Source organism: Comamonas sp., from assembly GCF_036666375.1.
Taxonomy (GTDB): Bacteria; Pseudomonadota; Gammaproteobacteria; order Burkholderiales; family Burkholderiaceae_C; genus Comamonas.
This window is the reverse complement of sequence record NZ_JAVWWA010000053.1, coordinates 18,648-31,954: the sequence shown is the minus strand read 5'-3', so window position 1 is coordinate 31,954 and position 13,307 is coordinate 18,648. Positions and strand designations below refer to the sequence as shown.

The window sequence follows — 13,307 nt, the reverse complement described above, 5'->3', positions numbered from 1 at the left end:
GCCGGGCCGCCCCAAGATGAAAAACGCCCCCTTGGGGGGCAGCGGCTACGCGAAGTGAGCAAGCGTGGGGGCTATTTCATCGCCGGGCCGCCCCAAGATGAAAAACGCCCCCTTGGGGGGCAGCGGCTACGCGAAGTGAGCAAGCGTGGGGGCTATTTCATCGCCGGGCCGCCCCAAGATGAAAAACGCCCCCTTGGGGGGCAGCGGCTACGCGAAGCGAGCAAGCGTGGGGGCTTTTTCATCGCCGGGCCGCCCCAAGATGAAAAACGCCCCCTTGGGGGGCAGCGGCTACGCGAAGCGAGCAAGCGTGGGGGCTATTTCCATGCGAAAAAAAGCCGCGGCCTTGTGGGCAGCGGCTTGATTCGGCGGGACGCCCCGCCAGGACCGGTCAGCGGCTCAGCGAGCTTCGCCTTGCATTGCACGGCTCAGATCGGCCATGATGCGGGCATCCTTGAGCGCGGCGTTCCAGGTGCGTTCGTCTTCGGCGGCCTGCTTGCGGCTTTGCACCCAGTCGCGGTGGCCGGCGCGCACCGTCACGGCGGTGCGGCGTGCCACCGAAGCCAGCATGCGCAGACCTGCCCGCAGAGTTGCCAGCAGCGGCAGACGCTGCGAACCCGTGAGGTCGGCGGCGGTGGCTTGCAGGAACACGGCGGCGCGCTGCACGCGCACGACGCCGGAATGCTCAAAGGATTGGGTGGTATTTACGAAGCTGGTCATGATGGAAACCCTCGTTACAGACGCTTGTGGCGAAATTGCCGGGCAATGCAGTAATCATAGGGTTTACCCCATGCAACTTCAAATTTATCTTTTGAATTAATATCATTCATATGAGTGATGTATTGCCGCCATGACGCCGCACAGCTTCCACCACCTCGACCTGAATCTGCTGCGCGTCTTCGACGAGGTCATGGCCGAACGCAGCCTGACGCGGGCCGCGCACAAGCTCGCGATCACCCAGCCGGCGGTGAGCAATGCGATGCGCCGCCTGCGCGAAGCCCTGGGCGATGAGTTGCTGGTACGCCACGGTCAGGGGATTCAGCCCACGCCGCGCGCGCTCGCGTTGTGGCCGGCGGTGCGCAATGCGCTGGCCCAGCTGCAGCAGACGCTCGCTCCCAACCCCTTCGATCCGGCCACGGCCACCAACACCTTCGTGCTGGCGATGGCCGACGCCACGGCCTCGACACTGGTGCCCGCGCTGTACGCCATCATCGAACGCGAAGCGCCCGGCGTCTCGGTGCGCGTCGTGCCGCTGACCACGCGCGACCCGCGCCAGCTGCTAGAGGACGGCACGGCCGACATCGCCGTGGGCTACTTTCCCGCGGTGCTCGCCGACCTGACGGCGCGCGAGCAATCGGGTGACGTCGTCGGCTTTGAAAACCGCAGGCTTTATGCAAGTGCCTATATCTGCGTGATGCGCGAAGGCCATCCCCTGGCCCATGTACCGCTGACGCTCGACAACTACTGCGCGGCGCGCCACATGCTGGTGAGCTTTTCCGGGCGCTCCTTCGGCTTCATCGACGAATCGCTGGCCGCGCTGGGCCGCAAGCGCCAGGTGGTGCTCACGGTCAACCAGTTCTTCACCGCCGGCCGGGTGGTGGTTGAATCCGACCTGCTGACCATCCTGCCGCGGCACTTCGTTCCCGTGACCGGAATGGCCGGATCGCTGGCGCTGCGCGAACTGCCGTTCAGCGTGCCGCCCGTGCATGTCGAAGCGCTGTGGCGCCACCGCGGCCCGCAGGCCAGCGCCGGCGACTGGCTGCTCAAGGCGCTGTTCCGCGCCGCCCAGACCACTTTTCCGCTTGCGCCTTGAATCCACCGCGGCCAAAACGGCAGCGGTTTTGGTGCAGGCCTCACCGGGCTGCACCATGTTGGCTGATCACTCCCCGTTTTGGTTCGCGCCCCCCAGCCTGGCGGCGGCGAATTCGGCAAACGCCGCTGCCGCCACCGGCAGCACGCGCTCGCGCAGCGCGATCAGCACCAGCCTGCCGCTGGGCAGGCCGCGCTCGGCGATGGGGATGGCAACCGCGCCCGCCGCAGGCCCGGCGCCGATCTCGATCTGGAAGCTCACGCCGCCGGCGGCACGCGCATAGCCGCGCATCATTTCATACGAGTTGGACACCAGCGGCGGATGCGGCTGGGCCGAGGATTGCTCGAACAGGTCCTCGAGCACGCTGCGGCCTGAAAGGCTGCTGTCCGGCAGCGCAATCGGGTAGGCCAGGCAGTCCTTGAGGCGCACGCTTTCGCGCCCGGCCAGCGGATGGTCGGGCGCCACCATCGCGCAGGTGCGCTGGCGCGCCTGGGCCAGCACCGTGAGGCCGCGCAGATCGGGCGGGTTGAAGATCAGGCCCAGGTCCGCCTCGAAGTCGGTGACGGCATCGACGGCGCGCTGCCGGTCGAGCACCTTGACGTCAAAGGCAATGCCGGGGCGCAGCGTCTGGAATTCATGGATGGCCTGGGGCAGGAAAGCGGGCGCCAGCGCCTGGCTTGCGGCCAGCGTGACCTGGCCGCGGCGCATGCCTTCCAGGTCTTCGATCTGCGAGCGCACCTGCTCGAGATCGGCCTGGCGCCGGCGTGCATAGCCCAGGAACAGCTCGCCGGCGGCCGTGAGGCGCACGCCGCGCGGCAGCCGCTCGAACAGCGGCGTTCCGAGTTCCGCTTCGACGTCCTGCACACGGCGATTGACGGCCGACGACGCGACATGCAGCTTCTCGGCGGCCGCGCGGATCGAGCCGCAGCGGGCGACGGTGTCTATGTAATGGAGAAAGCGCAGGTGTTGCATGGCTTCCCCATTGCAAGACCGATGCCAGAACGGCAGCGCACCGCGCCCGAAAAGGCCTCGGTCGAGAGCGCTCAATGGCATGGCGCTTGCGTGCCGCCAGGGCCATATCCGTTCCATGAAAGAGCACAGAACATGCACCACGTCGACGTCATCCGCATTCCCAGCAGCAGCCCCGGCGACATCTCGGGCCTGGAGGCGCTGATCGCCTGCGGCCAGGTGGCCGCGCACGACATCGTCGCGATCATGGGCAAGACCGAAGGCAACGGCTGCGTCAACGATTACACGCGCGAGTTCGCCACCCGCATGCTTGCGGCCTGCCTGGGCCGGCACCTGGACCTGGCGCCCGAGGCCGTGGAAAAGCGCGTGGCCTTTGTCATGTCGGGCGGCACCGAAGGCGTGCTGTCGCCGCACCACACGGTGTTCGCACGCCGGCCGGCGCAGGGCGCGCCCCTGGCCGGCGCCAAGCGGCTGACGCTGGGCATTGCGTTCACGCGCGACTTCCTGCCCGAGGAAATCGGCCGCCGCGCGCAGATCGAGGAGACCGCCGCCGCCGTGCGCCAGGCCATGCGCGACGCGGGCATTGCGTCGACCGACGACCTGCATTTCGTGCAGGTGAAATGCCCGCTGCTGACGTCGGCCAAGATCGCCGCGGCGCGCGCGCGCGGCTGCGAGCCGGTCACGGCCGACACCTATGAATCCATGGGCTACTCGCGCGGCGCATCGGCCCTGGGCATTGCCCTGGCCACCGGGGAAGCGGACCTGCCGGAGCTGACCGACGAGGCAGTGCTGCATGACTGGCGCCTGAGCTCGGGCGTGGCCTCGGCCTCGGCCGGAATCGAGGTCGAGCACAACGTCGTGATTGCCCTGGGCATGAGCGCCCAGGCGACCAGCGATCTGGTCATTGCGCATGACGTGATGGCCGACGCCATCGATGCGCCGGCCGTGCGGCGCACGCTGCAAGCGCTGGGCCTGCACGGTGATGAAAGCCGGGAGCGCATCGTCAATGTCTTTTGCAAGGCCGAAGCCAGCCCCGACGGCCTGGTGCGCGGCATGCGCCACACCATGCTGGGCGACTCGGACATCAACTCGACGCGCCACGCGCGCGCCGTCACCGGAGCCGTCGTCGCCTCGGTGGTCGGCCACGGCATGGTCTACGTCTCCGGCGGCGCCGAGCACCAGGGCCCGGCCGGCGGCGGCCCGGTCGCGGTGATCGCGCGCGCCTGAAACCTCACCAGGGAGAACCGAAATGAAAGAACAGCACATCCTGGCCTACGTCCAGGCCGCGGCGCCGACGCTGGGTCTGGAGCTCGACGCGCAGCGCGCAGCCGCGGTCGCCCAGCACTTCGGCCGCACGCTGGCCATGGCGCGGCTGCTCGAGCAGGCGCCGCTCGCGCCCGAGCTGGAGCTCGCCGAAATCTACCGCGCGGCGCCGTTTCCCGGCGCGCAGGAGAGCGCATGAACACCTCGGAGATACTGCAGGCCATTGCCAGCGGCGAGCGCAGCGCGCGCGAGGTCTGCGACCAGGCGCTGGCCCATATCGAGGCCGGCGACGGCGCCATCAACGCGTTCACCGCCACCACCGCGCGGCGCGCGCGCGCCGAAGCCGATGCCGTCGATGCGCGCCGCGCACGCGGCGAAGCCCTGCCGCCGCTCGCCGGCCTGCCCTATGCCGTGAAGAACCTGTTTGACGTCGCGGGCCTCACGACCCTGGCGGGCTCCAGGATCAACCGCGAACTGCCCGCGGCCCATGAAGATGCGCTGCTGGTGCAGCGCCTGCAGGCGGCCGGCGCGGTGCTGGTCGGCGCGCTCAACATGGACGAGTACGCCTACGGCTTCACCACCGAGAACACGCATTACGGCGCGACGCGCAATCCGCACGACCGCACGCGCATTGCGGGCGGCTCGTCGGGCGGCTCGGGCGCGGCGGTCGCCGCGCGCCAGGTGCCGCTGACGCTGGGCTCGGACACCAATGGCTCGATCCGCGTGCCGGCTTCGCTGTGCGGGGCGTGGGGGCTCAAGCCCACGTTCGGGCGGCTGTCGCGCCGCGGCACCTATCCGTTCGTGCACAGCCTCGACCATCTGGGCCCGATCGCGGACAGCGTGCAAGGCCTGGCCCTGGCCTATGACGCCATGCAGGGCCCCGACCCGCTGGACCCGGGCTGCCATGCGCTGCGCGTGCAGGCCGCAATGCCGGGCCTGCAGCAAGGCACGGGCGGACTGCGCATAGGCGTGCTTGGCGGCTACTTCCGCGAGCACGCCAGCGCCCCGGCGCGCGCCGCCGTGGATCTTGCCGCGCGCACGCTGGGCGCGCGCGACGAAGTGCTGTGGCCCGACGCCGCGCTGGCGCGCGCCGCGGCCTTCATCGTCACCGCCAGCGAAGGCGCGAGCCTGCACCTGCCGGACCTGCGCCGGCGGCCGCAGGACTTCGAGCCGCTGTCGGTGGAGCGCTTCATTTCCGGCCTGCTGCAGCCCGCCGACTGGTATCTGCGCGCGCAGCGCTTTCGGCGCGCCTACCGCGATCAGGTGAACGCGCTGTTCCAGCACTGGGATCTGCTGCTTGCGCCGGCGACGCCGATCAGCGCGCCCGCGGTGGGGACGGAATGGATAGAGATCAATGGCGTGTCCCACCCCTGCCGCCCGGCCATGGGCCTGCTGACCCAGCCCATCTCGTTTGCCGGCTGCCCGGTGGTGGCCGCGCCGCTGTGGCCCGAAGCAACGGGCGGCATGCCGATAGGCGTGCAGCTCATTGCCGCCCCCTGGAACGAGGCGCTGTGCCTGCGCGCCGCGCGCGCCCTGGAACAAGCGGGCACGGCCCGCATGAAGCAATGATGGAAACAATGCAGATCAACCTTCCCGAAGTCCTGGCCGAAGTGACGGCCGCGTTCGCGCGCTACGAGCGCGCGCTCACCGCCAACGACGTCGCCGTGCTCGACGAGCTGTTCTGGCGCAGCCCGCACACGCTGCGCTATGGCGCGACCGAGAACCTCTACGGTTACGACGCCATTGCCGGCTTCCGCGCGGCGCGGCCCGCGGCCGGCCTGGAGCGCGCGCTGCTGCGCACCGTCATAACGACCTATGGCCAGGACTGCGCCACGGCCAACGTCGAGTTCCGCCGCTGTGGCAGCGACCGCACGGGCCGCCAGAGCCAGACCTGGCTGCGCACGCCCGATGGCTGGCGCGTGGTGGCCGCGCATGTGAGCCTGCTTGCGCCGCCGCCCGCGTGAGCGCCGGCCATCGGCGCAGCAAGGGCCGGTTGGCGCGTTTGTTGGTACCCTGGCGATGTTCAGCGAGCAATCCTGAAAATTCCTGCCCACGACGCCGCAATGAAAATCCAACTGCTTTCCGACCTGCACCTCGAAGCCCACCCCCATTTCCAACCCGAACCCGCGGCCGGCGCCGATGTGCTGGTGCTTGCCGGCGACATCGGCTCCTACCAGGAAGGCGGGCTGCTGAGCGACCAGGACTTCGGGCTGGCGCGCTTTTCGCCACTGCCGCAGTACGCGGCCTGGCCCTGCCCGGTGATCTTCGTTCCCGGCAACCATGAATACGACAACCAGGACTTCGATGCCGCCCATGCGCGCCTGCGCGCCACCTGCGAGCGCCTGGGAATGATCTGGCTGGAGCGCGAGACCGCGGTGCTGGACGGCGTGCGCTTTGTCGGCACCACGCTGTGGACCGACTACGACGCGATTGCGCTGCAGGACGCCAAGGTGCAGTCGGGCGACCTGGGCGCGCTGCTGCGGCTGCGCGACAAGGCGTTTCGCGCCGCCAACTTCTACCTGCGCAAGACCGGCGGCACGCGCCACGGCGAAGCGTTTCTCGCCGAGCCCATGCGCGAGCAGGCGCTGCTGTGCCAGCAATGGCTGCAGGCCGCGCTGGCGCGGCCGTTTGACGGCCCCACGGTGGCCGTGACCCACTTCGCGCCGAGCCTGCGCAGCGCCGACCCGCGCTACGGGCTGGTGCCGGGCACGGCGGGTTTCTGCAACGCGCTCGATGACTGGTTTGCCTACGCCCCGCTGTGGCTGCACGGCCATCTGCACGCGCCCAGCGACTACACCGTGCGCGGCGAGCGCGCCGACGGCACGCCCTGGCAATGCCGGGTCGTCGCCAATCCGCTGGGCTATGCGCGCAAGGGCGAGCAGGACTTTTTCCGGCCCAGCGCATGCGTGGAACTATGATGGGTCACCGCTTGCATTCCAGCCCTGCGGTTCTCCGGCAGCGGCCTGCAAAAACATGACTTAAATCAAGGCGCGCAATTTCTGCTGGGATTAATCTGGTTTCTGAACATCAGGAGAACACCATGAAAATATTGCTTGCTGTCGACGGCAGCGAATACACCCAGAAAATGCTGAACTACCTGGCCTCGCACGCCGAGTTGTTGGCGCGTACCCATGAGTACACGGCCGTGACGGTGCAGGCCGCCTTGCCGCCGCGCGCGCGCAGCGCGCTGAGCAAGGATGTGATCGACGAGTACTACCAGGAAGAGTTCAACAAGGTGCTGGCACCCGTGACCGAATTCCTGGCCAAGCACGGCGTCAACGCCAACGGCGTGGGCAAGATCGGCCCCGCGGGCGAATGCATCGCCAAGCTCGCCGAAGACGGCCAGTTCGACCTGCTGGTCATGGGCACCCACGGCCATGGCGCGCTGGGCAAGCTGGTGATGGGCTCGGTCAGCACCCAGGTGCTGGCCCACAGCACGGTTCCCGTGCTGCTGGTGCGCTGAGCGACACCTTGATTTCCCGGCCTGGCCCCAGGCCGGCACCCGAAGGCCGCGGACATGTCCGCGGCCTTTTTTCATTGCCGGGCCGCGGCCCGACGCCCATGGGACAATCCCAGGCATGTCTTCTGCCATTGCCGTCATCGACTTTGAAACCACCGGGATGACGCCCGGCCAGGGCGCGCGCGCCACCGAAGTGGCCATCGTGCTGCTGGAAGCAGGCCAGGTCGTAGACCGCTTCCAGAGCCTGATGCGCACCGGCGTCCACATTCCATCGTTCATCACCCAGCTCACGGGCATCAGCAATGCCATGGTGGCGACGGCGCCCGCAGCCGAGGAAGTGATGCGCGACGCCGCGCGCTTTGTCGGTGCCGCGCCCATGGTGGCGCACAACGCGGCTTTCGACCGCAAGTTCTGGGAAGCCGAGCTCGCGCATGCGGGCCTGCCCGCGCCCCATGCCTTTGCCTGCACGGTGCTGCTGTCGCGCCGGCTCTACCCCGAGGCCACCAGCCACAAGCTGGGCAATATCGTCGACCACCTGGGCCTGCCGCGCGCCGGCCGCGCCCACCGCGCGCTGGCCGATGCAGAAATGGCGGCCAGCCTGCTGGCGCGCATGCAGCAGGACCTGCGCCAGCGCTGGGGCATTGCCCAGACCGGCCACGGTGTGCTGTCGGAGCTGCAGCGCTGCCCCAAGGCACAGATGGCGCGCATGCTCGCGCAACAGGCGGCGAAGTTCCCGCTGCGCAGCGGCGAGCTCTTCGGCCGCGATGCCGGCCTTCTTCCCCAGGAGACAACGGTGCATCAGGCTCAGCCCATAATAGGCCCATCCTTTCCGTGATCGCTGCCCGTGAACTCGCCTCTACCCCACTCCGCCGTCGCCCTGCCGCCGCAATTTTCCTCGCATGAATTCCGCAAGGCGCTGGGCCAGTTTGCAACCGGCGTGACCATCGTGACTGCGCTCAACGCCCAGGGCCAGCCCGTGGGCGTGACCGTGAGCTCGTTCAACTCGGTGTCGCTGCATCCGCCGCTGGTGCTGTGGAGCATGGCCAACAGCGCGGCTTCGCTGCCGGTGTTCATGGCCTGCACGCACTATGCGGTGCATGTGCTGGGCGCGGAGCAGAAGGCATTGGCAATGCAGTTCGCGACCAAGGACATAGACCGTTGGGCCGGCGTCGTTCACCAGCCCGGCCTGAGCGGCGCCCCGCTGCTCGACGGCGCGGTCGCGGCCTTCGAGTGCTTCAACCGCAGCCGCTACCAGGAAGGCGACCACGTGATCTTCGTGGGCGAAGTCGAGCATTGCAGCCACCGCAATGACGCGGCGCCGCTGATCTATCACGATGGGCGCATGCGGTAGGCGGCCTAGACAGCGGCTGCGAGAAAATCAATACCGTTGGCCCTGAGCTTGTCAGGGCGTTGCAGGGCGGAATCTGCCTGTCCCACGGCAGCATTGCGTATTGCGTGAGGTCCGGCGTTCACCCTTCGACAGGCTCAGGGCGAACGGTTGGGAGCGTGGGGGCGATACGAGCCGCCGCCGGGCCGCCCCAAGGCGGCGAGGGCCCCCTTGGGGGGCAGTGACCCACACGCAGTGGGGGAGCGTGGGGGCTCTATTTCGCTTCCGGAAGCTCGATCTTGACTTCCAGCACTTCGAGGTTGTCCTGGCGTTCGAGATGGACCTTGATGTCGTTCGGGTGGATGGTCACGTACTTGGAGATCACCGCCATCAGCTCGCGCTGCAGCTCGGGCAGGTAATCGTGCTGGCTGCGGCCGCCGCCGACGCGTTCATGCGCCAGGATGATCTGCAGACGCTCCTTCGCGACCGAAGCCGACTTCTTTTTTTCGCCCAGCAGAAAAGACAGCATCGACATAGATCACTTCCCTCCGAAGATGCGTTTGAAGAAGCCCGGTTTCTGGGCCGAGATGAAGCGCATGGGCTTTTCCTCGCCCAGGAAGCGGTCGATCACATCCTTGTAGGCTTCGGACACATCGGTATTGGCCATGTGCACCGCCGGAATGCCCTGGTTGGACGCCTGCAGCACGGTTTCGGACTCGGGAATCACGCCGATCAGCTCGATGCGCAGGATGTCCTGTATGTCTTCCAGCGACAGCATCTGGCCGTCTTCGACGCGGTTGGGGTTGTAGCGCGTGATCAGCAGGTGCTCCTTGATCGCTTCGCCGCCCTCGATCGCGCGCTTGGTCTTGGAGCTGAGCATGCCCAGGATGCGGTCGGAATCGCGCACCGACGAGACTTCGGGGTTGGTCACGACCAGCGCTTCGTCGGCGAAGTGCATGGCCATCAGCGCACCGCTCTCGATGCCGGCGGGCGAGTCGCAGACGATGTACTCGAAGCCCATTTCTCCCAGATCCTTGAGGATCTTCTCGACGCCGTCCTGGCTCAGCGCATCCTTGTCGCGCGTCTGCGAAGCCGCGAGCACGAACAGGTTGTCGCACTGCTTGTCCTTGATCAGCGCCTGGTTCAGGTTGGCTTCGCCCTGGATCACATTGATCAGGTCGTACACCACGCGGCGTTCGCAGCCCATGATCAGATCGAGGTTGCGCAGGCCGACGTCGAAGTCGATGACGGCGGTCTTGTGGCCCCGAAGGGCGAGGCCGGAGGCAAAGCTGGCGCTGGTGGTGGTCTTGCCCACTCCACCCTTGCCTGAGGTCACGACGACGATTTTGGCCATGTTTGCACTATTCCTTAAAAGACGGGCTCGATTGCTGGGAGATAACGCTCCGACAACGCTGACACATTACAAAGGCTCGACGATGATCTTCTCGCCGTCGAGACGGACCTGGGCCGGCTTGCCCACGATTTCGGGCGGCAGCTCGGTATCGGTGGTGCGGTACATGCCCGCGATCGACAGCAGCTGGGGTTCCATGCAGGTGCTGAAAATGCGCGCCGCGGTGTTGCCGCGCGCCCCCGCGATGGCGCGCCCGCGCAGCGGCGCATAGACATGCACATTGCCGTCGGCAATCACTTCGGCACCATAGCTGACCACGGCCAGGACCACCAGATCGGTTCCCCGGGCATAGACCTGCTGGCCCGAGCGCAGGGGCTTGTCGATCACCATCGCATCGGCCTGGGGCGCGGGCACTTCGCGTATCACTTCGACTTCGCGAATCACTTCCTGCACTTCGACCGGCGCCGGGCGCGCGGTCTGCGCGTCGGGCACCAGGCTCAGGCCGGCGGCGACGGCGTCACGGGTCTGGGCTTCGCTGCCGCCGCGCACCGCCACGGGTTGCGTGTGGTGCGAGCGCAGCAGCGCGAGCAGCGCGGGAAAGTCGATCGCCTGCTCGGCTTCCCTGACCTGGGCCAGGTCGATCAGGACCGGGTCGTTGTCGAAGAAGTCGGGGTCGTCGGCCAGGCGCTGCGCGAGATCGGCCGCGACCAGCTGGACGTCGGTGTCCTTGAGCGCAACGGCCACGACATGCAGCTGTGCGCTCTTGAGGTCAAAACTGGAGCGGGCAATGCCCGTCGGATCAGCGGCCATGGAGGGGAGTGCGAAAGGAAAGGTCGGAGACGCATCTCAAAAGATGACAAAGTGTACCCCGGCCCCATGAACTGCAGTCTGCCTGTGACCGCGGAGATACATGTCATGACATATGCACGCCCGCGTCCTGCTTTGCCGGAACAGCTGCCGCGGCCTCGGCCTGGCGCTTTTGCGCCAGCGCCTCGTACCAGCCCAGGCTCGCGGGATTGGCCATGGTGTCCTTGTTGACCACCTGCGCCAGCGGCTTGCCCAGCAGCAGCTGCTTGATCGGCAGCTCCTGCTTCTTGCCGCTGAGCGTGCGCGGCACTTCGGCCACCTGGAAGATCTCGTCGGGCACGAAGCGCGGCGAGACCGCGGCGCGGATCGCGCCGTTGATGCGCGCGCGCAGTTCGGCGTCCAGCTCGACGCCGGGGCGCAGCACGACGAACAGCGGCATGTAGCTTTCGCGTCCCAGATGTTCGAGATCGACCACCAGGCTGTCGAGCACTTCGGGCAGGGCTTCAACCGCGCGGTAGATCTCGCTGGTGCCCATGCGCAGGCCGTGGCGGTTGATGGTCGCGTCGCTGCGCCCGTAGATCACGCAGCCGCCTTCGGGCGTCACGCGAATCCAGTCGCCGTGGCGCCAGACGGCGCCGGCTTCGGGCGCGGCGTCGCCGCCGCCCGGGCGCCGGCCCTGGCCGGGAGCGAAATGCTCGAAGTAGCTCGAAAGGTAGCGCCGCCCGCCCTCGTCGCCCCAGAAATACAGCGGCATCGAAGGAATCGGCTGGGTGCAGACCAGCTCGCCGACTTCATCGATGACCGGCTGTCCCTGGTCGTTCCAGGCCTCGACGGCCGCGCCCAGCTGGCGGCACTGCATCACGCCCGGCACCTGGGGCAGCTCGCGGTGGCCGCCCAGAAACGCGCCGCAGAAATCGGTGCCGCCCGAAATGTTGTTCCACCAGATGTCTTCGTCGGCCGGCAGGCCGTGGCGGCCCTGGGCCTGCGCCTTGGCGCGCAGCGCGCGGAACTGGTCCGTGCCCCATTGCTGCACATCGGCCGACAGCGGCGAGCCGGTCGAGCCCAGGCTGCGCACGCGCGACAGGTCGCCGCACTCCGCGAGATCGACCCCGGCCTTCATGCAGTTCGCATAGAACGCCGCGCCCGAGCCGAAGCAGGTGACGCCGGTCTCGGCCGCAAAGCGCCACAGCACGCCCCAGTCGGGCTGCTCCTTGCTGCCGCCGGGGCTGCCGTCGAAGATCACGCAGGTCGTGCCGCCCAGCAGGCCCGAGACCTGGGCGTTCCACATCACCCAGCCCGTGGAGCTGTACCAGTGGTAGCGCTCGCCCCAGCTGTTCGCATCCCAGCTGCAGCCTACGTCGTTGTGCAGGCCCTTGAGCTGCAGCGCGACCAGCACCATGCCGCCGTGGCCGTGGACTATGGGCTTGGGCAGGCCCGTGGTGCCGCTCGAATAGACGATCCACAGCGGGTGGTCGAACGGCAGCCACAGCGGCTCGAAGGCCACCGTGGCGGCGTCGTCGCGCGCCGTGATCCGGCCCCAGTGGGCGCAGTCGGCGCGCTCCAGCGCCAGGTCGAGGTTGTTGATCAGCACCACCTGCTGCAGGCTGGGCAGGCCGGCGCGCAGCTCGGCCAGCACCGGCTGGCGGTCGATGTCGCGGCCCGCATAGTGCACGCCGTCGACGGCAATCAGCACCTTGGGCTCGATCTGGCGGAAGCGGTCGAGCACGGCCTGCGTACCCATGTCGGGCGCGCAGATGCTCCAGACCGCGCCTATGCTCGCGCAGGCCAGCAGCGCGACCATGGCTTCGGGAATGTTGGGCAGATAGGCCGCGACGCGGTCGCCGGGGCCCACGCCCTGGGCCTGCAGATGCAGCGCCAGCGCCGCGACCTGGCGGCGCAGTTCGGGCCAGGTCAGCTCACGGTGCAGGCCCTGCTCGTTGCGGCTGATCACGGCCGGCATGCCCGCGGCCTGGGCCGCCGCGGTGTGGCGCAGCACCTGCTGCGCGTAATTGACCTGGGCACCCGGAAACCACTGGGCGCCGGGCATCACGTTGCGCGCCAGCACGGCCGTGTGCGGCGTGGGCGACTGCAGATCGCAGTACTCCCAGATGCTCTGCCAGAACGCATCGAGCTCGGTGACCGACCAGCGCCACAGCGCGTCGTAGTCGGCAAAAACCAGCCCGTGGCGCTGCGCGAGCCAGTCCTGGTAACGGCGAATCTGGGGGATGTAGGCAGGAAGTGTGGACATAGTTCCCTGACGTTAAAGCGCGGCGCGCGCAAGCGTTTGCGGGTTAGCCCGCAAAAAGCCGCCTGCGCGACAGCC

General features: G+C 68.1%; 15 protein-coding genes. 9 read left to right on the top strand and 6 right to left on the bottom strand.

The genetic code is table 11. The annotated features are described in order from the left end of the window. Window positions 1-396: 396 nt before the first annotated feature. Window positions 397-717 carry a hypothetical protein gene (locus RR928_RS14080; protein ID WP_332539679.1) on the bottom strand — a complete coding sequence of 107 codons (321 nt, stop codon included), beginning with the start codon at window positions 715-717 and terminating at the stop codon, window positions 397-399. Window positions 718-847: 130 nt separating this feature from the next. Here RR928_RS14080 and RR928_RS14075 point away from each other — a divergent pair, with 130 nt between their 5' ends. Beyond that, window positions 848-1,810, top strand: a complete 963-nt coding sequence (locus RR928_RS14075) for a LysR family transcriptional regulator (RefSeq protein WP_332539678.1) — start codon at window positions 848-850, stop codon at window positions 1,808-1,810. A gap of 66 nt (window positions 1,811-1,876) precedes the next feature. Here RR928_RS14075 and RR928_RS14070 read toward each other — a convergent pair whose 3' ends face one another. Beyond that, window positions 1,877-2,779 (bottom strand): LysR family transcriptional regulator, encoded by a 903-nt coding sequence (locus RR928_RS14070; RefSeq protein WP_332682995.1) that lies wholly within the window; start codon window positions 2,777-2,779, stop codon window positions 1,877-1,879. Window positions 2,780-2,911: 132 nt separating this feature from the next. Here RR928_RS14070 and RR928_RS14065 point away from each other — a divergent pair, with 132 nt between their 5' ends. From RR928_RS14065 to RR928_RS14030, 8 genes are all read left to right on the top strand, one after another. Next, window positions 2,912-4,003: a ring-opening amidohydrolase gene (locus RR928_RS14065; RefSeq protein ID WP_332682993.1), complete on the top strand. Its 1,092-nt coding sequence runs from the start codon at window positions 2,912-2,914 to the stop codon at window positions 4,001-4,003. A 22-nt stretch (window positions 4,004-4,025) separates the two neighbouring features. Beyond that, complete coding sequence (locus RR928_RS14060; protein WP_332539675.1) at window positions 4,026-4,238, top strand: DUF4089 domain-containing protein; 213 nt, start codon at window positions 4,026-4,028, stop codon at window positions 4,236-4,238. Further along, entirely contained in the window at window positions 4,235-5,608 is a 1,374-nt protein-coding gene (locus RR928_RS14055; RefSeq protein WP_332539674.1) for an AtzE family amidohydrolase, read from the top strand. The genes RR928_RS14060 and RR928_RS14055 overlap by 4 nt, the downstream gene beginning before the upstream one ends. An 8-nt stretch (window positions 5,609-5,616) precedes the next feature. Beyond that, a complete protein-coding gene (gene hpxZ / locus RR928_RS14050; protein ID WP_332539673.1) occupies window positions 5,617-6,003 on the top strand; it encodes an oxalurate catabolism protein HpxZ in 387 nt (128 codons plus the stop codon). Between the two features lie 99 nt (window positions 6,004-6,102). Continuing rightward, complete coding sequence (locus RR928_RS14045; RefSeq protein WP_332539672.1) at window positions 6,103-6,957, top strand: metallophosphoesterase; 855 nt, start codon at window positions 6,103-6,105, stop codon at window positions 6,955-6,957. 122 nt (window positions 6,958-7,079) lie between these two features. Next, on the top strand, window positions 7,080-7,502 hold the full coding sequence (locus RR928_RS14040; RefSeq protein ID WP_332539670.1) for a universal stress protein: 423 nt from the start codon (window positions 7,080-7,082) through the stop codon (window positions 7,500-7,502). A gap of 115 nt (window positions 7,503-7,617) precedes the next feature. Then, complete coding sequence (locus RR928_RS14035) at window positions 7,618-8,334, top strand: 3'-5' exonuclease (protein ID WP_332682990.1); 717 nt, start codon at window positions 7,618-7,620, stop codon at window positions 8,332-8,334. 9 nt (window positions 8,335-8,343) lie between these two features. Continuing rightward, window positions 8,344-8,850 carry a flavin reductase family protein gene (locus RR928_RS14030; protein ID WP_332539668.1) on the top strand — a complete coding sequence of 169 codons (507 nt, stop codon included), beginning with the start codon at window positions 8,344-8,346 and terminating at the stop codon, window positions 8,848-8,850. Between the two features lie 250 nt (window positions 8,851-9,100). On the opposite strand, the gene minE is transcribed toward RR928_RS14030, so the two are convergent. The 4 genes from minE to RR928_RS14010 all read right to left on the bottom strand — a co-directional run bounded on the left by minE (window position 9,101) and on the right by RR928_RS14010 (window position 13,232). Then, on the bottom strand, window positions 9,101-9,361 hold the full coding sequence (gene minE, locus RR928_RS14025) for a cell division topological specificity factor MinE (protein WP_159911359.1): 261 nt from the start codon (window positions 9,359-9,361) through the stop codon (window positions 9,101-9,103). A gap of 3 nt (window positions 9,362-9,364) precedes the next feature. After that, entirely contained in the window at window positions 9,365-10,180 is an 816-nt protein-coding gene (gene minD / locus RR928_RS14020) for a septum site-determining protein MinD (protein ID WP_332539667.1), read from the bottom strand. Window positions 10,181-10,246: 66 nt separating this feature from the next. After that, window positions 10,247-10,987 carry a septum site-determining protein MinC gene (minC, locus tag RR928_RS14015; RefSeq protein ID WP_332539666.1) on the bottom strand — a complete coding sequence of 247 codons (741 nt, stop codon included), beginning with the start codon at window positions 10,985-10,987 and terminating at the stop codon, window positions 10,247-10,249. A 103-nt stretch (window positions 10,988-11,090) separates the two neighbouring features. Further along, entirely contained in the window at window positions 11,091-13,232 is a 2,142-nt protein-coding gene (locus tag RR928_RS14010) for an acetoacetate--CoA ligase (RefSeq protein ID WP_332682987.1), read from the bottom strand. Window positions 13,233-13,307 lie beyond the last annotated feature (75 nt).

What these genes read in the sequence shown, in the direction of transcription:
- RR928_RS14010 (WP_332682987.1), bottom strand. Translation starts at nt 13,232, where the DNA reads ATGTCCACACTTCCTGCCTACATCCCCCAGATTCGCCGTTACCAGGAC.
- hpxZ (WP_332539673.1), top strand. Translation starts at nt 5,617, where the DNA reads ATGCAGATCAACCTTCCCGAAGTCCTGGCCGAAGTGACGGCCGCGTTC.
- minE (WP_159911359.1), bottom strand. Translation starts at nt 9,361, where the DNA reads ATGTCGATGCTGTCTTTTCTGCTGGGCGAAAAAAAGAAGTCGGCTTCG.
- RR928_RS14040 (WP_332539670.1), top strand. Translation starts at nt 7,080, where the DNA reads ATGAAAATATTGCTTGCTGTCGACGGCAGCGAATACACCCAGAAAATG.
- RR928_RS14045 (WP_332539672.1), top strand. Translation starts at nt 6,103, where the DNA reads ATGAAAATCCAACTGCTTTCCGACCTGCACCTCGAAGCCCACCCCCAT.
- minD (WP_332539667.1), bottom strand. Translation starts at nt 10,180, where the DNA reads ATGGCCAAAATCGTCGTCGTGACCTCAGGCAAGGGTGGAGTGGGCAAG.
- RR928_RS14065 (WP_332682993.1), top strand. Translation starts at nt 2,912, where the DNA reads ATGCACCACGTCGACGTCATCCGCATTCCCAGCAGCAGCCCCGGCGAC.
- RR928_RS14055 (WP_332539674.1), top strand. Translation starts at nt 4,235, where the DNA reads ATGAACACCTCGGAGATACTGCAGGCCATTGCCAGCGGCGAGCGCAGC.
- minC (WP_332539666.1), bottom strand. Translation starts at nt 10,987, where the DNA reads ATGGCCGCTGATCCGACGGGCATTGCCCGCTCCAGTTTTGACCTCAAG.
- RR928_RS14070 (WP_332682995.1), bottom strand. Translation starts at nt 2,779, where the DNA reads ATGCAACACCTGCGCTTTCTCCATTACATAGACACCGTCGCCCGCTGC.
- RR928_RS14060 (WP_332539675.1), top strand. Translation starts at nt 4,026, where the DNA reads ATGAAAGAACAGCACATCCTGGCCTACGTCCAGGCCGCGGCGCCGACG.
- RR928_RS14075 (WP_332539678.1), top strand. Translation starts at nt 848, where the DNA reads ATGACGCCGCACAGCTTCCACCACCTCGACCTGAATCTGCTGCGCGTC.
- RR928_RS14035 (WP_332682990.1), top strand. Translation starts at nt 7,618, where the DNA reads ATGTCTTCTGCCATTGCCGTCATCGACTTTGAAACCACCGGGATGACG.
- RR928_RS14080 (WP_332539679.1), bottom strand. Translation starts at nt 717, where the DNA reads ATGACCAGCTTCGTAAATACCACCCAATCCTTTGAGCATTCCGGCGTC.